The organism is Delftia sp. RIT313, assembly GCF_000632165.1.
GTDB classification, from domain to species: domain Bacteria; phylum Pseudomonadota; class Gammaproteobacteria; order Burkholderiales; family Burkholderiaceae_C; genus Comamonas; species Comamonas acidovorans.
This window is the reverse complement of record NZ_JFYT01000041.1, coordinates 46604-66063: the sequence shown is the minus strand read 5'-3', so window position 1 is coordinate 66063 and position 19460 is coordinate 46604. Positions and strand designations below refer to the sequence as shown.

At 68.7% G+C, this 19460-nt stretch carries 14 protein-coding genes; 4 read left to right on the top strand and 10 right to left on the bottom strand.

Translation table 11 applies throughout. The features are described from left to right. Positions 1 to 52: 52 nt before the first annotated feature. Positions 53 to 1273, bottom strand: coding sequence for an NAD(P)/FAD-dependent oxidoreductase (locus BW39_RS11165; protein ID WP_034391433.1), 1221 nt, complete (start codon positions 1271 to 1273; stop codon positions 53 to 55). Between the two features lie 185 nt (positions 1274 to 1458). Here BW39_RS11165 and BW39_RS11160 point away from each other — a divergent pair, with 185 nt between their 5' ends. Continuing rightward, the gene (locus BW39_RS11160; RefSeq protein ID WP_013803479.1) at positions 1459 to 1962 is read left to right on the top strand and encodes an acyl-CoA thioesterase; all 504 of its coding nucleotides are present in this window, start codon (positions 1459 to 1461) and stop codon (positions 1960 to 1962) included. Here BW39_RS11160 and BW39_RS11155 read toward each other — a convergent pair. From BW39_RS11155 to BW39_RS11135, 5 genes are all read right to left on the bottom strand, one after another. Further along, positions 1949 to 4990: an ATP-binding protein gene (locus BW39_RS11155; protein WP_235264192.1), complete on the bottom strand. Its 3042-nt coding sequence runs from the start codon at positions 4988 to 4990 to the stop codon at positions 1949 to 1951. The genes BW39_RS11160 and BW39_RS11155 overlap by 14 nt on opposite strands. Before the next feature lie 149 nt (positions 4991 to 5139). Continuing rightward, positions 5140 to 5952 carry a uroporphyrinogen-III C-methyltransferase gene (gene cobA / locus BW39_RS11150; protein ID WP_013803477.1) on the bottom strand — a complete coding sequence of 271 codons (813 nt, stop codon included), beginning with the start codon at positions 5950 to 5952 and terminating at the stop codon, positions 5140 to 5142. Positions 5953 to 5979: 27 nt separating this feature from the next. Beyond that, a complete protein-coding gene (ybiB, locus tag BW39_RS11145) occupies positions 5980 to 6894 on the bottom strand; it encodes a DNA-binding protein YbiB (protein ID WP_043821742.1) in 915 nt (304 codons plus the stop codon). A 98-nt stretch (positions 6895 to 6992) separates the two neighbouring features. After that, entirely contained in the window at positions 6993 to 9830 is a 2838-nt protein-coding gene (locus BW39_RS11140) for a nitrate reductase (protein WP_043821755.1), read from the bottom strand. Between the two features lie 50 nt (positions 9831 to 9880). Further along, the gene (locus tag BW39_RS11135) at positions 9881 to 11143 is read right to left on the bottom strand and encodes an NAD(P)/FAD-dependent oxidoreductase (RefSeq protein ID WP_081816182.1); all 1263 of its coding nucleotides are present in this window, start codon (positions 11141 to 11143) and stop codon (positions 9881 to 9883) included. Positions 11144 to 11556: 413 nt separating this feature from the next. Here BW39_RS11135 and BW39_RS11130 point away from each other — a divergent pair, with 413 nt between their 5' ends. From BW39_RS11130 to BW39_RS11120, 3 genes are all read left to right on the top strand, one after another. Further along, entirely contained in the window at positions 11557 to 13284 is a 1728-nt protein-coding gene (locus BW39_RS11130; protein ID WP_043821746.1) for a methyl-accepting chemotaxis protein, read from the top strand. 130 nt (positions 13285 to 13414) lie between these two features. Continuing rightward, complete coding sequence (locus BW39_RS11125; protein WP_012204293.1) at positions 13415 to 14068, top strand: DUF937 domain-containing protein; 654 nt, start codon at positions 13415 to 13417, stop codon at positions 14066 to 14068. A 122-nt stretch (positions 14069 to 14190) separates the two neighbouring features. Continuing rightward, entirely contained in the window at positions 14191 to 14631 is a 441-nt protein-coding gene (locus BW39_RS11120; protein WP_012204294.1) for a CBS domain-containing protein, read from the top strand. A 60-nt stretch (positions 14632 to 14691) separates the two neighbouring features. Here the strand turns inward: BW39_RS11120 and BW39_RS11115 are convergent, their stop codons facing one another. The 4 genes from BW39_RS11115 to BW39_RS11100 form a co-directional block, all read right to left on the bottom strand. After that, positions 14692 to 15498: an ABC transporter ATP-binding protein gene (locus BW39_RS11115; RefSeq protein ID WP_013803472.1), complete on the bottom strand. Its 807-nt coding sequence runs from the start codon at positions 15496 to 15498 to the stop codon at positions 14692 to 14694. Further along, entirely contained in the window at positions 15495 to 16430 is a 936-nt protein-coding gene (gene ntrB, locus BW39_RS11110; RefSeq protein WP_043821747.1) for a nitrate ABC transporter permease, read from the bottom strand. Before ntrB ends, BW39_RS11115 begins: the two co-directional genes overlap by 4 nt. Before the next feature lie 40 nt (positions 16431 to 16470). Next, entirely contained in the window at positions 16471 to 17751 is a 1281-nt protein-coding gene (locus BW39_RS11105; RefSeq protein WP_043821748.1) for a CmpA/NrtA family ABC transporter substrate-binding protein, read from the bottom strand. A 309-nt stretch (positions 17752 to 18060) separates the two neighbouring features. Beyond that, positions 18061 to 19326, bottom strand: a complete 1266-nt coding sequence (locus BW39_RS11100) for a nitrate regulatory protein (RefSeq protein WP_043821750.1) — start codon at positions 19324 to 19326, stop codon at positions 18061 to 18063. Positions 19327 to 19460 lie beyond the last annotated feature (134 nt).

Sequence of the window (19460 nt, the reverse complement as noted above, 5' to 3'; positions counted from 1 at the left end):
CAATTGCCAGCAAAGCGGGCGATTATACGCGAGACGAAAGCGATCTGACAAATCACGCACAAGGCAATGCCTGCGCGCACGCATACCCGCTGGCCCAGGCCCATTGGAAGTTGTAGCCGCCCAGCCAGCCGGTGATGTCCACCACCTCGCCGATGCAGTACAGGCCGGGCTGGGTCTTGCATTCCATGGTCTGTTGCGAAAGCGCACGCGTGTCCACGCCGCCCAGCGTCACTTCGGCCTTCTTGTAGCCTTCGGTGCCGGTGGGCACGATCTCCCAGCGCGACAGGCGCTCGGCCAGCTGGTTCAGGGCTTTGTCCGAGGCTTCGGCAATGGGGCGCTGCCAGGCCGCGTCCTGCTGCACCCAGGCATCGGCCAGGCGCGAGGGCAGCCACTGCGCCAGTTCGTTGGCGATGAGCTTGCGCGAGCGCGACTTGGCCTTGAGCAATTCGTCCTGCAGGTCCACCTCGGGGGCGAGGTTGATGCACAGGGGCGTGCCGGGCTTCCAGTAGCTCGAGATCTGCAGCACGGCGGGGCCGGACAGGCCGCGGTGCGTGAACAGCAGGTCTTCCATGAAGGCCATGCGTTCCTTCTTGCTGCCGGTGCTGATCTCGACCGGAAGGGCCAAGCCGGCGAGCTGGGCGTAGGGGGCCCAGGCCTCGCCGTCGAAGGTCAGCGGCACCAGGCCCGGCACGCGCTCGACCAGGGGCAGGTCGAACTGCTGGGCCAGGCGGTAGCCGAAGTCGGTGGCGCCGATCTTGGGAATGGACAGCCCGCCCGTGGCGATGACCAGGCTGGGCGCCTGCACGGCGCCACGGCTGGTCTGCAGGCGGTACTGGCCATCCGCATGAACGACGGAATCAACCTTGCAGGGCTGCCAGCGCTGCACGCCGCCGGCCTGGCATTCGGCCAGCAGCATGGCGATGATGTCCTCGGCCGAGCGGTCGGCGAACAGCTGGCCCTTGTGCTTTTCATGGTGGGCAATGCCGTGCCTGTCCATCAGCGCGATGAAGTCGGCCGGCGTGTAACGCGACAGGGCCGAGCGGCAGAACTGCGGGTTGCCGCCCACGAAGTGCTTGTGCGGCGCACGCACGTCCAGATCGCGGTTGGTGAAGTTGCAACGGCCGCCGCCCGAGATGCGGATCTTCTCGGCCACCTTCTCCGCGTGGTCCAGGAGCAGCACCGACAGGCCACGCTGCCCGGCCTGGGCCGCACAGAACAGACCGGCCGCGCCGGCGCCGATGACGATGGCGTCGAAAGAGAGGGAAGAGGTCACAAAAACGTCACTCGGGGGGCAAAAGGGCGCCCATTCTCGCGCACTTGTGCCAGCCCTTCGCGTGCCCTGTGAAACTGGCGTGTCCTGAAGCCAGGGACACCGAGGAAGGGCCGCCCCGCACCGAGGGTGTCGTCCCCCTCTGGGGGAAGGCGCGCAGCGACTCAGGGGGGACCTAAAATCCAGCGATGAATTTCCCATCGCACCAGCTGAGCATGACCGTGCTCATGTCGCCCGACATGGCGAACTTTTCGGGCAACGTCCATGGCGGCGCCGTTCTCAAGCAGCTCGACCAGGTGGCCTATGCCTGCGCCAGCCGCTACGCGGGCCGCTATGTGGTCACGCTGAGCGTGGACCAGGTGATGTTCCTGCAGCCCATCCACGTGGGCGAGCTGGTGACCTTCCTGGCCAGCGTCAACCACACGGGCAAGTCGTCGATGGAGATCGGCATCAAGGTGGTGGCCGAGGACATCCGCACCCAGGTGGTGCGCCATGTCAACAGCTGCTTTTTCACCATGGTGGCGGTGGACGAGAACAAGCAACCTGCGCCCGTGCCCACGCTGGTGCCGGCCACCGACGAGGAAAAGCGCCGCTGGCAGGCCGCGCTGATCCGCAAGGACCTGCGCCGCGAGCTGGCCCAGCGCTTCGAGCAAAGCCGCGTGACGGCCAGCAGCTCGGTCAAGCCGGGCTGAGCGTGGAGGGTGCGGCCGGTGGCCGATGCCAGGTGCCGGGCGCGCTGCCCTGCAACTCGTCCCGCACCTGCTCGATGACGCGCCTGAGGTCTTCCATGGAGGCCGGCTTGGACAGCACCTCGTCGGCACCGGCCTGCAGGTAGCGCAGGGCCTCGGAGGCCTCGGGACTGGCGGTCAGCGCAATCACGCGGCAGCGGCGCAGCTGGTTTTCGGCTTCCCGCCGACGCAGGCGCCGGATGAACTCGAAGCCGTCCATGATCGGCATGCGGCCGTCGGTGATGATGAGATCAAAGGACTCGACCAGGCAACGCGCCCAGGCCTCCTGTCCATCGCCGGCCAGCGAGATGCCGTGGCCCAGCGCGGTGAGCTGGCTCTTGAGCAGCTCGCGATTGAACATATAGTCTTCCACGGCCAGGATTCTGAGTTCCGGCTCGGCCGGGACTTCGGGCAGGGGCTCGGTGCCTGTATCGGCCTTTGCACGCAGCTCCAGGGGCGCGGGCATGATCCGGGGCAATACCTCTTCGGCCGACAGCCTGTCGTCCGGCTCCACCAGCGGCAGGCTCAACCTGACCGTGAAGCGTGAGCCCCGGCCCGGCACGCTCTCCAGGGTGATGGTCCCCCCCATGTGCTCCAGCAGGCGGCGCGTGATGCTCAGGCCCAGGCCGCTGCCGAAGGCCTGGTCCTGATGGGCTCCCGGCACCTGCGAAAAGGGCTTGAACAGCCGGGCCTGGTCCTGCGGCGCAATGCCGATGCCGGTGTCCTCCACCTCCATCTGCAGCAGCAGGCGGTCATGGCGGCGGGTGCCTTGCGCGCGCAGGGTGACGCTGCCGCGTTCGGTGAATTTGATGGCATTGCTCAGCAGGTTGAACAGCACCTGTTTGAGGTGCAGCGGGTCGGCCGTCACGCTGTGGTCCACGCCCTTGCCAACCTGGGTGCGCAGCGACAGCCGCTTGCCGTGCGCCAGGCCCTGCAGCAGCGGGGCCATGTCTTCGATCAGCGGCCGCAGCGCCACGGGCTGGGGCGTGGAGTCGATGTGGCCCGACTCGATGCGGTGCAGGTCCAGCACATTGCCCAGCAGCAGCAGCATGCCCTGTGAGGCCTTGTGGGCCGCGGCCAGCGTATCGCGGTGGGGCAGGCCGAGTTTTTCGCGGTCCTGCGCCAGCTCCAGCAGGCCGATGATGGCGCTCAGCGGCGTGCGTATCTCGTGGCTGGTGGTGGACAGGAACAGGCTTTTGGCCCTGTTGGCGGCCTCGGCGCGCCGCTCGGCACGGCGCGTCCTGCGCATCTGGCGGCTCAGGTAAAAGCCCCAGACCAGGGAGGTGGCCGTGGCCAGCGCCAGCGCTGCCAGCAGCAGCAGCAGGCGCTGGCGGTGCTCGCGCCAAAAGCGCGTGCCGCTGCCGCTATCGCGCGGCGCCCACAGGCGCACGATTTCGGCCATTTCTTCGGGTGAGATGGACAGCTGGGCCTTCTCCAGAATGCTCAGAAGCTCGGGCTCGGCGGCATGCACGGCCAGGCTCACGGGGCGGGTGTAGTCCTCCAGGATGCCGGTGAGCTGCAGCTGGTTGCCCAATTGCTGGGCGTTGGCATAGCGCGCTGCGTAGTCGTTGCCGACGAAGGCATCGCTGTCATCGGCCGCCACGCTGGCCAGGGCCTGGGCCAGGTCGGGATACAGCTGCAGCCGTATGCGCGGATGCTCGCGGCGCACCGTGTCCTCCAGGAAGAAGCCAGCCACCATGGCCACGCGCTTGCCCTCCAGTCCCTGCAGGTGGTGTATGCCCTTGTCACGCTGTGTGCCCGCGTTCGCCTCGGGCCGGGCCAGCACCACCACCGCGCTGCGCAGGTAGGGCGGCAGCAGCTTGATATCGGGCGATGCAATCGGCGGCGAGGTGTAGACGGGGGTGAGCAGGGCCTTGCCCGAGCCCAGAATGGCCTCGAGTTCGGTGTAGTTGCGTGCGGTCACGTAGTCGAACTGCAGGCCGGCGCGGTGGCTGATCAGGTCCAGGTAGTCGGGTCCTATGCCCTCGGCCTGGCGGTCGGCATTCAGCTTTCCCAGTGATCCCAGCGAGCTGTTGAGCACCACGGGAATGCGGGGATGGGCATCCAGCCACTGCTTTTCCGAGGGTGTCAGGGCCACGCGGTCGCTTCCCAGCAGCGGACGGCGGCTGCCGCTCCAGCTGTGCAGAATGTCGTCGCCATGCTGCAAGGTGATGGCGGGCAGGGCCTGGTCCAGATAGGCCTTCAACTGCGTATCGTCATGCCGCACCAGCATGCCGAAGCCCCGGCTCTCTATGGGGGCAAAGCCCTGCACGCGCAGGTTGAGCAGGTAGTTGGCCTGGATCAGGTAGTGCACCGTGACCGTGTCGCCGATGAAGCCATCGATCTCGCCCAGGCTCAGCGCCTCCAGCGCGCGGCGGGGTGTTTCATAGGTCAGCAGCTCGCTGAGAGGATAGGCGGCCGCAACCTGGGAGCGCAACAGCTGGTCGCGCGTCATGGCCAGCCGCGCGCCCCGGCGCTCCGCGTCGAAGGGCGCATGCGAGAGCGACACCAGCACGGGCTGGCTGGGCAGGTAGGGCACGCTCAGGGCCAGGTCGGCGCGTTCGGCCTCCAGCTCGGTGCCCTCGCAGGCCAGGTCGATCTCGCCGCGCCGCAGCGCATCGAGCACGGCCACGCGCGATCCATAGGTCTTGAAGCGCACCGGCGCGGGAAACAGCAGGCCCAGGTGGTCGGCCGTGATGCCCTGGAAGCGCTCGCCATCGATCATTTCCAGGGGAGGATGGTCGGGCAGGGAAATGCCCACGGTCAGCGGCCCGCGCGCCTGCAGCCACTGGCGGTGCGCGGGCGTGAGCCAGGGTTTTGCAGCGGCCGTGACGCGCGTGGCCAGCACCATGTCGGCGCCTCCAGCCAGGCCGGGCATGAGCAGGGCCATGCCAAGCGCGCAGCCGGCCAGCAGCGGCGACCACGTGCGCCGCCATGCGGACAGCCGTATCTGCGCAGCTGTGGAAGTGAAAGTAAGGCCTGGTGTTTTCATGGAATCCCCCGATGGCGCTACCGCCGCCTGGCGGAGCTGACGGTCTGCCAAAACGGTCTAAACGCCGTTTCGGCAGCCAACAGGGGATTTTTAATGAAAACTAATGACTTTTATGAATCGATAGATTTTTGATTGCAGCAATCTCGCACTCAGGCGGCTGCAACCGCAGCGGTGAGCTGCGTCTGAGGTTCGGCCATTGCCCGTACGCCATGGACCACATCGCCAACGACGATGACGCTGGGGCTGCCCAGGCCTGTGTCGGCAATGCACTCCACCAGTGCGCCCAGCGTGGTCAGCGCGTGGCGCTGTTGTGGCAGGCTGGCGTGCTGGATCACGGCCACGGGCGTGGCTGCGGGCAGGCCATTGAGCAGCTCGGCGCGGATGTGCTCCACGCTGCTCACGCCCATGTAGATCACCAGGGTGAGCCGCGCATCGCGCGCGGTGGCGGCCAGCTGGCGCCAGTCGGTGCCGCTGTCGCCGGGCTTGGCGTGGCCCGTGATGAAGACCACGCCGTGCGCCCGGTCGCGGTGCGTGAGCGGGGCGCCCAGGCTGGTGAGCCCGGCCAGGCCAGCGGTGATGCCGTTGATGACCTGGACCTCGACGCCCGCTTCGCGCAGGTGCTCCACCTCTTCACCGCCGCGCCCGAAGATGAAGGGGTCGCCGCCCTTCAGGCGCACCACGGTCTCGCCCTCCTGCACGGCGCTCAGCATGAGCTTTTCGATGAAGGCCTGGGGCGTGCTCTTGCAGCCGCCGCGCTTGCCCACGTAGACGATGCGCGCCGTGGGCGCGGCATGGGCCACGATGGCGTCGCTGACCAGGTCATCGACCAGCAGCACGGTGGCCGCCTGTATGGCCTTGAGGGCCTTGATGGTCAGCAGCTCCGGGTCGCCGGGGCCTGCGCCGACCAGGGTGCAGGTGCCGCGCCGGGCGGTGTTCGCGGGGGTGTGGGACGGGGTCGTCATGGCGGGGCTCCGTTTTTTCTGGGGTATTCAGCGAATCTGATCGGCAAGGTGGACGATGTGTTCCACCTGGCGTGTGAGCGCGGGCGGCACGGGCAGCCGGCCCGCGAGCACGTCTTCGGTGTAGCGCGCCGTGGTGTCCACGTCGATCTCGGCGGGCAGGCCCGGCACCTCGGAAGCAGTGCCGCTTTGCTGCTCGGCCAGCAGCTGGTGGGCGCCTGCCACAAAGCCGTCGTAGCGCGGCAGCCGGCGCGGGTCGGCCGCGACCTCGCCTTCCAGCCCGCGCGAGAGCAGGACATTCATGCCCAGCATCCCGAAGGTGCCGTGCAGCATGGGCAGGTACTCGGGATGGGTGTAGGCCGTCACCAGCAGGCAGGGGCCCTCGCAGGGCGCCAGCAGCTTGACCACGCTGTGGCCCGGGTTGCGCAGGCCGATGACCTCGCGCACGGACAGCAGGCGCGCCAGGGCCGGGTGCAGATGTTCGGTATGGATATGGGCCACCTGGCCGTCGGCCAGGGCCTGGGGAGATGGCAGCGGCGCAATGCCCAGTGCCTGCAGCACATCGCTGGCCAGGATGCGGCGCGCCTCGGTGCGCATGCCGTGCAGCAGCACGGGCAGGCCTTCGCGCGCCAGCAGCAGGGCCAGCAGGGGCGTGAGCACGGGCAGGCGGCGCGCGCCGTTGTAGCTGGGCAGCACGATCACGGGGCGGCCATTGGCCGAGGCGGGAAAACGGGCGACGCGCGCATGCACGGCGTCCAGGAAGCCGCTCATCTCCTCAACGGTCTCGCCCTTGATGCGCATGGCGATGCAAAAGGCCCCGATCTCCAGGTCGCTGACGCCGCCGTCCAGCACCTGGCCGAACAGGTCGGCCGCCTGCGGGCGCTCCAGCGCCTTGGCTCCGCGTGCGCCGCGGCCTATTTCCTTGATGTATTGGCTGATGCCCATGGCGTTGCAATCGTGGGTGGAATCCTGTGGGGGCATATTTTCCCGCAGGTTTCATTACTTTTCGCTATATATGCAAACCCGTTGTTCCATCGCCTCTTTCATGCGGTCTCCTGGCTCTTCGCCAGGGGGATGTGGCGCACCAGGCGCTTGAGCTCCGGCAGGCAGGAGCCGCAATTGGTGCCGCATCGCAACTGGCCCTGCAGCGCGGCCAGGCGCGCGTCGTCGCTGCCCTCGCAGCGCGCAAGCGCGCCTGCGATGGCGGTCTCGTCCACATCGAAGCAGGTACAGACCTGGCGCGCACGCGGCTGGATGGCCAGCGGCGCCGAGCCCGAGGGCATGAGCAGCAGGCGGCCATAGTCCTGTGCCGGCATCTGGTCCTGCAGCAGGGTGGACAGCCAACTGCCCGCGCGCGTGTCGCCGGCCAGCAGCAGGGCCTCGACCGTGGTGGACAGGCTGTGGCGGTCCAGCCGCAGCGCGCGGCTGTGCTGGCGGCGGCGGTCGGTGTAGCGCAGGGGGTCGGCGGCATCCAGGCCCAGCAGGGATTCGATCCGTGCGAGGACGGCCTCGCCCGGCGCCTCATGGGCGGCGGCGCGCAGCAGCACGCCGTGCCGGGCCCGGGCGGCGTCCTGCAGCGGGACGGCATTGCCGAAGGGCACGCAGCTGGCAAAGCCGAAGTGCGGCATGAGGGCGGACAACTGCTCGCGCGCGGCCAGCACCCGGTCCTTGGGCAGCCAGGCCATGGCCAGCAGGGTCCAGGGCAGTTCGGCCTTTTGCAGCTTCACGGCCGTGTGCTTGAGTTCGGGCTGCTTGGAGCCGGGGCACAAGGCCGGTGTGGTCAGGGCATTGACGCCGCCCATTGAAGTGCCGCCCAGATACTCGCCGCCCCAGTGCATGGCCATGAAGAGCTGGGAGGGCGTCAGCGTGTCATCGGGCTGCACCGGCACCAGCAGGGCGCCGCGCCGGCTGCTCATCTGCACCAGGTCGCCCGCGCGCAGGCCGCGCTCGGCCATGTCCCGCGGGTGCATTTGCAGGCAGGGCTCGGCCGCATGGCCGAACAAACGGCCCAGCTGGCCCGTGCGGCTCATGCCGTGCCACTGGTCGCGCAGCCGGCCCGTGGTCAGGCTGAAAGGATAGTGCGCATCGGGCGGCTCGGCCAGCGGCTGCCAGGGCAGCAGGGCAAAGCGTGCGCGGCCATCGGGCGTGGGAAAGCGGCCGTCTTCGTAGAGCCGTGCGCGGCCTTGGGCTGCGCCTTCGGGCAGCGGCCATTGCTGGGGGCCTTGCGCGTCCAGCAGATCCCAGGACAGGCCGGTGATGTCCAGGTCACGCCCGCGCGTGCTCTCGCGGTGCTCGTTCCAGATGGCCTGGGCGCCGGCAGCGGCGTCTTCGGTGTCGTAGGGGAATAGGCTGGGCCGGCCCGGGCGCAGCCGTGCCTCCATGCGCCGCGCGCAGTCCACGGCAATGCGCCAGTCATGGCGCGCGGCACCGGGTGCGGCCACGGCGGGGCGCACGCGCGAGATGCGCCTTTCGCTGTTGGTCACCGTGCCGATCTTCTCGCCCCAGGTGGTGGCAGGCAGCAGCAGGTCGGCGTAGGCGCAGGTGGCGGTGGTGGCAAAGGCCTCCTGCACGATGACGAATTCGGCCCGCTGCAGCGCGCGCCGCACCAGGGCCTGGTCGGGCATGCTTTGCGCAGGGTTGGTGCAGGCTATCCACAGCGCGCGGATCTCGCCCTCGGCGGCGGCCTCGAACATCTCCACGGCGGTCTTGCCGGGGCGGGGCGGCACGTCGTCCACGCCCCACAGTGCGGCCACTTCGGCGCGGTGGGCCGGGTTGGCCAGGTCGCGGTGGGCCGACAGCAGATTGGCCAGCCCGCCCACCTCGCGCCCGCCCATGGCATTGGGCTGGCCCGTGAGCGAGAACGGCCCCGCGCCCGCGCGCCCGATCTGGCCCGTGGCCAGGTGCAGGCCGATCAGCGCGGCGTTCTTGGCCGTGCCGTTGCTGCTCTGGTTCAGGCCCTGGCAGTACAGGCTCAGCGTGGCGCCACGGGCGGCGCCGTCGCGTGCATCCCCGCCCAGCGCAAACCATTGCGCGGCCTGGAACAGATCGTGCCGGGGCAGGCCGCAGAGCTCGCCCACGCGCTCGGGCGTGGCCTCCCGCACCAGGGCCTGCAGGTCGGCAAAGCCGCTGGTGTGGCGTGCGATGTAGGCCTGGTCCAGCCAGCCTTCCAGTTCCATGATGTGCAGCATGCCGTGGAACAGCAGGGTGTCGCTGCCGGGGCGCAGCGGCAGGAAGAGGTCGGCCATGCCGGCCGTGTCGGTGCGGCGCGGGTCGGCCACGATGATCTTCATCTGCGGCCGCGCGGCACGCGCCTGCTCGATGCGCCGCGTGAGCACGGGATGCGCCCATGCCGCGTTGCTGCCCGCGATGAAAAGGCAGTCCGCATGGTCCACATCCTCGTAGCAGGCCGGTGGCGCGTCGGCGCCCAGCGTGAGCTTGTAGCCGGCCACGGCGCTGCTCATGCACAGGCGCGAATTGGTGTCGATGTTGTTGGTGCCGATCAGGCCCTTGGCCAGCTTGTTGAAGACGTAGTAGTCCTCGGTCAGCAGCTGGCCGCTCACATACAGGCCCACGGCGTCGGGGCCGTGCTCCTGCACGATGGAGGCCAGCCTGCCGGCGGCCAGGTCCAGCGCGGCATCCCAGCCCACATCCTGGGGCGCCGCGCCGCGCGTGGCACGCAGCGCGGGCTGCAGCAGCCGCGTCTGCTGTGCCAGGGCGGGCGAGGCCGTCAGGTGCAGGGTGCTGCCCTTGGTGCACAGGCGGCCGTGGTTGGCGGGGTGCGCCGGATCGCCACGCACGCCCGTGATGCGCGCACCATCGCTTTCAATGAGGACGCCGCAGCCTACGCCGCAATAGGGGCAGGTGGATCGGGTTTCTTGCATGGTGGGCCTGGGGTGGATGAGGGAAGGGCAGGGCACGGGGGCGGGCGCCGTCACGGGCCGCTGGCCGGGTCGGCCTGGCTGGCCTGGCTGGCTTGACTTTCGCCGAACATGAGGCGGTCGCGCAGTTCCTGCACTGCCACGCCATCGCGCAACAGGCGGAAGTACCAGCCACCGTCCTCGGTGTCGCCATACAGGCAGGCGCCGACCAGCCTGTCACCGCGCAGCACAAGCTTGCGGTACACGCCCGCGCCGGGGTCGCTGAGCACGATTTCCTCCGTGCCCTCGTCGCCGCGGAAGTCGCCCGCGCTGAACAGATGGATGCCAGTGACCTTGAGCTTGGCCGAGGTCTGCGAGCCCGGATAGCGGCCGATGCCCATCTCCGCCAGGTGGTTGGCCAGCACCTTGCCCTGCTCGAACAGCGGCGCCACCAGCCCGTAGGCCACGCCCCGGTGCGCCGCGCACTCGCCCACGGCGTAGATGCGCGGGTCGGTCACGGTCTGCAGCGTGTCGCTGACCACGATGCCGCGCTGCACGTGCAGGTGCATCTGCTCGGCCAGCGTGGTCTCGGGCCGGATGCCCACGGCCATGACCACCAGCGAGGCCGGTGCCTCGCGCCCGTCCTGCAGGTGCACGCAGGCCACGCGGCCCTGGCCGTCGCCCGTCAGCGCCCGGGTCTGGGCCTGCATCAGAAAGCGCATGCCGCGCTCGGCCAGCGAGGCCTGCAGCAAGGCAGCGGCGGTCTCGTCCAGCTGGCGGTCCAGCAGGCGCTCGCCCACATGCACCACGGTAACGTCCATGCCGCGCTTCATGAGTCCGTTGGCGGCCTCCAGGCCCAGCAGGCCGCCGCCGATGACCACGGCATGGCGGTGGCTGGCGGCCGCCGCGATCATGGCCTGGGTGTCGGCAATGTCGCGGTAGCCCAGCACGCCTTCCAGCTCGCGCCCGGGCACGGGCAGCATGAAGGGGCGCGAGCCCGTGGCCAGGATCAGCCGGTCGTACTCGGCGCTCACCGGCTGTCCGGCCGCGTCCACGGCGTGCACCACGCGGCGCGCCCGGTCGACTGCGTGCACGCGGCAGCCCGCATGCAGGGTAATGCCGTGCTGCGCATACCAGGACCAGTCGTTGAGGATGATCTCGTCCAGCTGCTGCTCGCCCGCCAGCACGGGCGACAGCATGATGCGGTTGTAGTTGGGGTGGGGCTCGGCCCCGAATACCGTGATCTCGTAGAGGTCGGGCGCGATCTTGAGCAGCTCCTCCAGCGTGCGCACGCCGGCCATGCCGTTGCCCACCATCACCAGCCTGGATTTTTTCATCGTGCCCCCGTTGCGGTTCGGAAAACAAAAAAGGCGTCCCCACGCTGCGCGGCCGATGGCTGCGCGCGGGGTGACGCCTTTGTCCCGGGCCGTGGCACGTCGTTGCGCCTGGCCCTGCGGCCCTTCATGGCCACGCCCGGGATTTAGCAAGCTGCGTGCCAGGCTGCTGCCCTGTGGCGACTGATCGCCCGGGGACGCGAGTCCGCGCGGCCGTGCCAGGCTGGTGCGCCGCATGCATCAAAGCGGTGCGCGTGCTATCGATACGGTCCTATCAGATGTCTGAATCCAATGGAGATTTTGTTTTTATTTGTTTCAAATGTGGCGGTTCGGGGTAAAAACTTTGAACTCCGGCCAGCGGCTCGCTGGGCCGGATGGGGCACGCAGGATTTTTCTTCTTCAAGGGAGGGATGCCTATGAGAGTTAATCTGCCGGTCAGTACGCGCGAGTACTCGTTTCCCAAGGGCCAGACCCTGGTCTCCACCACGGACCTGAAGGGCCGCATCCTCTACTGCAACCCGATGTTCATCGAGGTCAGCGGCTACGAGCGCGAAGACCTGCTGGGCCAGCCCCACAACATGATCCGCCACCCCGACATGCCCGAGGAAGCCTTCCGCGACATGTGGGAGACCATCTCGGCGGGCCTGCCCTGGTCCGCCCCCGTGAAGAACCGGCGCAAGAACGGCGACTTCTACTGGGTCATGGCCAATGTCACCCCGCTGATGGATGGCGACCGGCCCTCGGGCTACATGTCCGTGCGCACCGAGGCCACGCGCGAGCAGACCGATGCGGCCGAGCGCCTCTACGCCACCATGCGCGCCGAAAAGGACGCCGGGCGCCGGGTCCACGTGCTGCGTGCCGGCCACCTGTTGCGCAACAACCTGCGCGGCCGCCTGGCCAACGCATTGAGCCTGGGCCTGGCCGGCAAGCTGGTGCTGATCTTCTTCATGGTGGTGGCTGCGGCCTTTGGCGCGGCGGTGGCCGGTGGGCATACGCTGGACGCATGGTCTGCGCTGGCCTGGCTGGCGGTCTGCATCTTCACGGGCCTGGCCGGGGCCTGGGCCTACCGGCTGACCGTGGCGCCGCTGGCGCAGATGGTGCTGCTGGCCAATCGCCTGGCGGCCGGCGACCTGACGCAGACGATACGCATCACGCGCAAGGACGTGGTGGGCGATCTGCAGAAGGCGCTGAGCCAGCTCAACGTGAACCTGCTGTCCATCGTGCGCGATGCGCGCGAGGAAAGCGACAAGATGCAGATCTCCAGCCGGGAAATCGCGCAGGGCAACCATGACCTGTCCGCGCGCACCGAAACCCAGGCGGGCAACCTGCAGCAGACGGCGGCCTCCATGGAGGAGATCACGGGCACCGTCAAGCACACGGCCGACTCGGCCCGCCAGGCCACGGACCTGGCCGCCCAGGCCAGCGAGGTGGCCGAACGCAGCAGCGGCGCCGTCGATGGCGTGGCCGCCACCATGAAGCAGATCCAGGCCGCGTCGGGGCGCATTGGCGAGATCACGCAGCTCATCGACTCCATCGCCTTCCAGACCAATATCCTGGCGCTGAACGCTGCCGTGGAGGCCGCGCGCGCAGGCGACCAGGGCCGGGGCTTTGCGGTCGTGGCGGCCGAGGTGCGCAGCCTCTCGCAGCGCACGCTGGCGGCGGCCAAGGAGATCCGCGAGCTCATCGACGACTCCGCCGCCAAGGTGCTGGACGGCAACCAGAGGACCGAGGTGGCGCAGAAGACCATGATCGAATCGCTGGATCTGGTGCGGCGCGTGAGCCTGCTGATCGGCGAGATCCACAGCGCCTCCAGCGAGCAGCTCAGCGGCATCTCGCAGGTCAACGCGGCCGTGGCGCATCTGGACAGCATCACGCAGCAGAACGCGGCCCTGGTCGAGCAGAACGCGGCATCGGCCATGGCCTTGCAGGCCCAGGCGCAGACCGTGTCGGAAACCGTGCAGGTGTTCCGGCTGGACGCCACGGGCCGCTCGCCTGCCGCAGCGGGCGATGCCGTGGCCCTGCGCCGGTCCATGAAGGCCCAGGCACAGAGCCAGGCACGCAACCAGGCACGCAGCCAGGTGCAGAGCCCGCCACAGATGCGGCAGGCGCGCGCGCAGCCGCAGAGGGTGCTGACCACGACCTGACCCCTGCGGGGTCCTGCGGCCGCTGGAAAACATCGTTGACACTTGGACGTGGCGCCGTCATGTGCGCTGCGCAGGCTTGCGCATACCATGTGGTTTTGTGTTGACCGGGCGACCGGATGAAGGAACGACCATGAACTCCAGCTCTTCCCTGGCCGCCGAACTGATGGCCCAACTGCAGGGCGCGCCCATGCAGCAGATGGCGGACCAGATCGGCGCCAGCCCCGCCCAGACCGAAAGCGCCGTGGGCGCGGCCCTGCCCGTGCTGCTGGCCTCGCTGGGCCGCAATGCGGCCGATCCGCAGGGCGCGGCCAATCTCTTCGGCGCGCTGCAGCGCGACCATGGCGCGGCCAGCGGCGGCGGCGCCGGTGGCCTGGACCTCGGCGGCCTGCTGGGCTCGCTGCTGGGCGGCGGCGCAGGCGCGGGCGGCAATGCAGGTGGCGGGCTCGATGGCGCGGCCATCCTGGGCCACATCCTGGGTGGCAACCAGCAGCGCGCGCAGGACGGACTGGGCCAGGCCACGGGCCTGGGCAGCGGCGGCGCGGCCCAGCTGCTGCAGCTGCTGGCCCCCATCGTCATGTCCTTTCTTGCGCAGCGCGTGAGCGCAGGCGGCATGGATGCCGGCGGCCTGGGCCAGGTGCTGGGCCGCGAGCATGCGCAGGCGCAGCAGCAGGGCGGTCTGGGTGGTGGTTTGCTGGGCAGCCTGCTCGATCAGGATGGCGACGGCCAGGTAGGTCTCAGCGATCTGATGAAGATTGGTGGCAGCCTGCTGGGCGGCCGCCGCTGAAGGGCCGCATTCACTGAATCGGGCAGGGCCGGTGCGTGTGCATACACGCGCTGGCCCTGTTGCTTTTTGGGCGCAGTTCGGATGACACTAGAACCGAATTGGCGAACGACTGAAAGGCCCCCATGACAGCAGTTGCAGACATTCTCAAGTCCAAGGCCAGCGGCGCGGTGTACAGCATCGCGCCTACCGATTCCGTGCTCGACGCGCTGCGGCTCATGGCCGACAAGGGCATTGGCGCCCTGCTCGTGATGGAGGGCAGCGAGATCGCAGGCATCGTCACCGAGCGCGACTACGCGCGCAAGATCGCGCTGCTGGGGCGCACCTCGGGCGCCACCTTGGTGCGCGACGTGATGACGCGCGACGTGCTCTTCGTCGGCCCCACCCAGACCACGCAGGAATGCATGGCGGTGATGACCGAGAACCGGCTGCGCCACCTGCCCGTGGTGGACGAGGGCGGCAAGCTGCTGGGCCTGATCTCCATCGGAGACCTGGTCAAGGACATCATCTCCGAGCAGAAGTTCATCATCGAGCAGCTGGAGCACTACATCTCGGGCCGGCACTGAACCGGGGCTCGGCCGGCCCGCTCTGTGCAGGGCCTGGAAGGCGGCAGGACCGGCGAAGGTTCAGGCCGCCTTTTCCACATGCCCCTGGCGCGTGTAGAGGAAGTCGATCACCGCCTTGCGGCACTCGCGGTAGCGGTCGTCCTCGGCCAGCGCCACGCGGTTGCGCGGCCGGGCGATGCCGACTTCCAGCACCTCGCCGATGGTGGCTGCCGGGCCGTTGGTCATCATCACGATCTTGTCGGACAGCAGCACGGCCTCGTCCACGTCGTGGGTGACCATGACCACGGTGCTTTGCGTGCGCGCCACGATCTCCAGCAGCTCGTCCTGCAGCTTGGCGCGCGTGAGCGCATCGAGCGCGCCGAAGGGCTCGTCCATCAGCAGCACCTGCGGCTCCATCGACAGCGCGCGCGCAATGCCCACGCGCTGCTTCATGCCGCCCGAGATTTCGCCGGGCCGCTTGTGCGCGGCATGGGCCAGGCCCACCAGCTCCAGCGCGGCCAAGGTGCGTGCCTTGAGCTGGGCGCGGCTTTCCGTGCGGCCATAGACGCGCTCCACGGCCAGGTGGATATTGCCCTCGCAGGTCAGCCAGGGCAGCAGAGAGTGGTTCTGGAAGACCACGGCGCGCTCGGGCCCGGGGCCCTTGATCTCCTTGTTGGCGCACAGCAGCACGCCCGTGGTGGGAGTGGTCAGGCCCGCGATCAGGTTCAGCAGGGTGGACTTGCCGCAGCCCGAGTGGCCGATCAGCGAGACGAATTCGCCCCGCGCAATGGTCAGGTCGATATTGCGCAGCGCCGGAAACAGGCCCTTGGCGGTCTTGAAGCTCTGCTCCACGCCCTGGACCTCGATGAACTTGGACGATGCATTCATGCCTTCACCTCTTCGAACGTAAATGCCGTTGCCAGCTTGACCAGGGCCATCTCCAGCAGCAGGCCCACGATGCCGATCACGAAGATCGCGATGATGATGTTCTTGACGTTGAGGTTGTTCCACTCGTCCCAGACCCAGAAGCCGATGCCCACGCCGCCGGTGAGCATCTCGGCCGCGACGATGACCAGCCAGGCCGTGCCCACGGCCAGGCGCACGCCGGTCAGCATGTAGGGCAGCACGGCGGGGAACAGGATGGTGGTGGCGATCTTCCATTCGCTGAGGTTGAGCACGCGCGCCACGTTCATGTAGTCCTGGGGCACGCGCTGCACGCCCACGGCGGTGTTGATGAGCATGGGCCAGATCGAGCAGATGAAGATGGTCCAGATGGCCGCCGGGTTGGCGCCCTTGAAGACCAGCAGGCCGATGGGCAGCCAGGCCAGCGGCGACACCGGGCGCAGCAGGCTGATCAGCGGGTTGAACATGCGCGACAGGAAGTTGAAGCGCCCGATCACGAAGCCGGCCGGAATGCCGACCAGCGCCGCCAGGCCAAAGCCCACGGCCACGCGCTGCAGCGAAGCGAGCACATTCCAGCCCACGCCCTGGTCATTGGGGCCGTTGCGGTAGAACGGGTCGCTGAAAATCTCCACCGCCTGCTGCCAGGTCGCCAGTGGCCCCGGAATGCTCTGGCCCGAGCCTGCAGCCACCAGGGACCACACGCCCACCAGCAAACCGAGGCCGCACAGCGGCGGCAGCACGGCCAGCCAGAAGGCACGCGAGAGCGCTGCCCAGTCGCGCGGGGCGGCGGGTGCCCGGGCCTGGGGGGCCGGCGCGGCTGGAGCGGCGGGCCCTGAGACCTGCGCGGAGATCTGTGTGGAAGCGGCTGCCGGCGCGGCAGCGGATTCGGCCGGGAAGTGGAAGACGGCGCTGACCATGGTGTGTTCCTCTGTGGGGTGGGGCTTCAAAGGGGATCTCTCAGGCCTTGATGGCAAAGCTGTCTGCGTACTTGCGCGGGTCCTTGCCGTCCCAGACCGTGCCATCCATGAGCTTGCTGCTGCGCATCGCCGCCTTGGGCAGCGGGGCCTTGGCGGCGGTGGCGGCCTGCTGGTAGATGTCCAGGCGGTTGATGGAGCGGGCCACGCCCAGGTAGTCGGGGTGGTCCTTGAGCAGGCCCCAGCGCTTGTGCTGGGTCAGGAACCACATGCCGTCGGACAGGTAGGGGTAGCCCACGCTGCCGTCGCCGTAGAACTTCATGTGGTTGGGGTCGTCCCAGGTCTTGCCCATGCCGTCCTGGTAGCGGCCCAGGATGCGCTGGTTGATGGCATCCACGCCCGTGTTCACATAGGCCTTGCCGGCGATGGTCTCGGCCATGCGGGTCTTGTTGGCCAGGCTCTCGTCGATCCAGCGGCTGGCCTCGATGATGGCCGCCGTCACGGCGCGTGCCGTGTTGGGGTTCTGGCGTGCGAACTCGGCCGTGGTGCCCAGCACCTTTTCGGGGTGGTCCTGCCAGATGGACTGGGTGGTGGCGGCCGTGATGCCGATGCCGTCCATGATGGCGCGGTGGTTCCAGGGCTCGCCCACGCAAAAGCCGTCCATGTTGCCCACGCGCATATTGGCCACCATCTGCGGCGGCGGCACGGTGATGACCTTGGCATCCTTGAGCGGGTGGATGCCGTTGGCCGCCAGCCAGTAGTACAGCCACATGGCATGCGTGCCCGTGGGAAAGGTCTGGGCAAAGGTGTATTCGCGCTTTTCGCTGGCCATCAGCTTGGCCAGGCCCGCGCCATTGACGGCACCCTTGTCGGCCAGTTTCTTCGACAGAGATATGGCCTGGCCGTTGTGGTTGAGCGTCATCAGCACGGCCATGTCCTTCCTGGCGCCGCCCACGCCCAGGTGCACGCCGTAGACCAGGCCGTAGAGCACGTGGGCAAAGTCCAGCTCGCCGTTGACCAGCTTGTCGCGCACGCTGGCCCAGCTCGCTTCCTTGGAGGGAATGATCTTGACGCCGTACTTCTGATCGATCCCCAGCACCGAGGCCATGACCACGCTGGCGCAGTCGGTCAGCGGGATGAAGCCGATGCGCACCTCTTTCTTCTCTGGCGCATCCGAGCCGGCCGCCCAGGCGCCATGGTGGCCCAGCTGGGTGTAGAGCGCCGCACCGCCTGCCAGCGTGCCGGCCTGGCGCAGAAAGTCGCGCCGGGGCAGGGCCGGGCCGGCGGTGAGAGGGCCTGTGGTGGGCTTGGGGCTTGACGCCATGGCGGAACTCCTTCGATCGTCGGGAATGGAACACTTGCAAACGGGCCCTGCTCCAAGCAAAACGGCGTCCTCTCCAGCCGCGCTGCGCGGGGAGAGTGACGCCGTTGTCCTGGGGCCTTGAATCAAGACCGGGGTCCCGGCCGCCTTTGGCCGGGAGTTGCCAGAGTCAATGCAGAAAGCGTGCCAGGCCGTGTTCACAGGGGACCATGCCGTCCATCGGCCTTGCAGTCCTCGCCGGGCCACCTTCTGGTGCGTTCCATGGCACCAAGTCGGTGCTGCACTGCAGCATGGCTCGCACCGGCCCGGCGTTCAAGGCGCAGGTGGCAGGAGATCGGCCATGGAAAGCACGGCCTGCGCCACATCGGCCAGGCGGCGGTTCTGGTTCATGGCGGTCTGGCGCAGCAGCTTGTGGGCCTCGCCTTCGCTGAGCTGGCGCCGCGCCATCAGCAGGCCCTTGGCGCGTTCCAGCAGCTTGCGCTCCGTGAGCGTGGCGCGCACGGTCTCCAGCTCGGCCTGCATGGCCTGCAGGCGCTGCGACTGGTCCTGCACCAGGTCCATCACGGAGCGGTCCAATTGCGGCCCCAGCCGTGCGGCCGGTGGCTGCAGCTCGCCCGGCGCCAGCGTGGCCGAGACCGGCGTGGTCGCCAATGCCTGCGGCGCCTGCAGCAGCGTCTGCAGGGCGGCGCGGGCATCGGCAATGCGGTGCTGGCATTGCTGCTGCAGCTCGGCCGTCAGGCGGGCCTCGACGGTCTGCAGCGCGTCCATGCGCTGCGAGCAGCTGTCGAACCAGGGCTCGGCCATCTCCACGGACAAAGGCGCGCCCGCCGTGGCCGTGCAGCCCACGCGGCGCAGCCGCTCGATCACGGCCAGCGTGGCGTCGGCCGCGCTGCTTTCTTGCCACAGGGCCAGGGAATGGGGCGGCGCGAACTCCGCGAAGACCTGAAAGCAGCGCTCCTGCGAGGCGATCAGGTGCAGCCAGTGCTGCTGGCGCGGCGCATCGCTCACGCCCGCGCCGAACGCCGCCACGCCCGTGGCGCGCTCCTGGCCCGCGAACTCCTTGCCCTGCATGAAGTTGAACAAGGCCACCAGCAGGCGCGAGATGCCGGGCTCGGGTGCGCTGTCCGCCGCCTCGAAGACCACGGCCAGCAGGCCGGCCACCAGATCGATATAGAGGGCCGTGGCCGCCTCCGGCGACAGCGTGCGGCTGGCGACGCGCTCGCGCAGCGCGGGCAGGGCGTCCAGGCACTGCAGTACATGGGCGATGCGGCTGAACAGCCGCGCGCCATGGCCGGGGTGGCCGGTGAGTCCCCCACCACCGGGCTGCATGTCCACCCGCTCGAAGCCGTCGCGCGCCGCAGCGGCCATGCGGTCGCACTCGGCCATCTGCGCCAGCCTGGCCGGGCCGCCGCGCGCGCCTGCGCTGGCCAGAAACACGTTGGACAGGCCGCGCTCCTTTTGCAGCGCATGGATGAGGCGGCTGAGCAGATCCACCAGGGCGCTGGTGCGCTGCAGTTGCTCCAGCTCGCCGATTTCGCACTGCCGCGCGGCCACAAGAAAGTTGAGAGCGGTTTTCATGGGGGCTTGGTCCTGTCTGCCTGCCTTGATGCAGTTTGCCTTCGTGCAAGGGACCTGGATGCAATTCCCATGCCGGGGCGTCGCGCGGTGCTTGCATGGGCACGGGATCGATGATTTGATAGAATTTTTTTAAT

What these genes read in the sequence shown, in the direction of transcription:
- BW39_RS11160 (WP_013803479.1), top strand. Translation starts at nt 1,459, where the DNA reads ATGAATTTCCCATCGCACCAGCTGAGCATGACCGTGCTCATGTCGCCC.
- BW39_RS11155 (WP_235264192.1), bottom strand. Translation starts at nt 4,990, where the DNA reads ATGAAAACACCAGGCCTTACTTTCACTTCCACAGCTGCGCAGATACGG.
- cobA (WP_013803477.1), bottom strand. Translation starts at nt 5,952, where the DNA reads ATGACGACCCCGTCCCACACCCCCGCGAACACCGCCCGGCGCGGCACC.
- ybiB (WP_043821742.1), bottom strand. Translation starts at nt 6,894, where the DNA reads ATGGGCATCAGCCAATACATCAAGGAAATAGGCCGCGGCGCACGCGGA.
- BW39_RS11140 (WP_043821755.1), bottom strand. Translation starts at nt 9,830, where the DNA reads ATGCAAGAAACCCGATCCACCTGCCCCTATTGCGGCGTAGGCTGCGGC.
- BW39_RS11135 (WP_081816182.1), bottom strand. Translation starts at nt 11,143, where the DNA reads ATGAAAAAATCCAGGCTGGTGATGGTGGGCAACGGCATGGCCGGCGTG.
- BW39_RS11130 (WP_043821746.1), top strand. Translation starts at nt 11,557, where the DNA reads ATGAGAGTTAATCTGCCGGTCAGTACGCGCGAGTACTCGTTTCCCAAG.
- BW39_RS11125 (WP_012204293.1), top strand. Translation starts at nt 13,415, where the DNA reads ATGAACTCCAGCTCTTCCCTGGCCGCCGAACTGATGGCCCAACTGCAG.
- BW39_RS11120 (WP_012204294.1), top strand. Translation starts at nt 14,191, where the DNA reads ATGACAGCAGTTGCAGACATTCTCAAGTCCAAGGCCAGCGGCGCGGTG.
- BW39_RS11115 (WP_013803472.1), bottom strand. Translation starts at nt 15,498, where the DNA reads ATGAATGCATCGTCCAAGTTCATCGAGGTCCAGGGCGTGGAGCAGAGC.
- ntrB (WP_043821747.1), bottom strand. Translation starts at nt 16,430, where the DNA reads ATGGTCAGCGCCGTCTTCCACTTCCCGGCCGAATCCGCTGCCGCGCCG.
- BW39_RS11105 (WP_043821748.1), bottom strand. Translation starts at nt 17,751, where the DNA reads ATGGCGTCAAGCCCCAAGCCCACCACAGGCCCTCTCACCGCCGGCCCG.
- BW39_RS11100 (WP_043821750.1), bottom strand. Translation starts at nt 19,326, where the DNA reads ATGAAAACCGCTCTCAACTTTCTTGTGGCCGCGCGGCAGTGCGAAATC.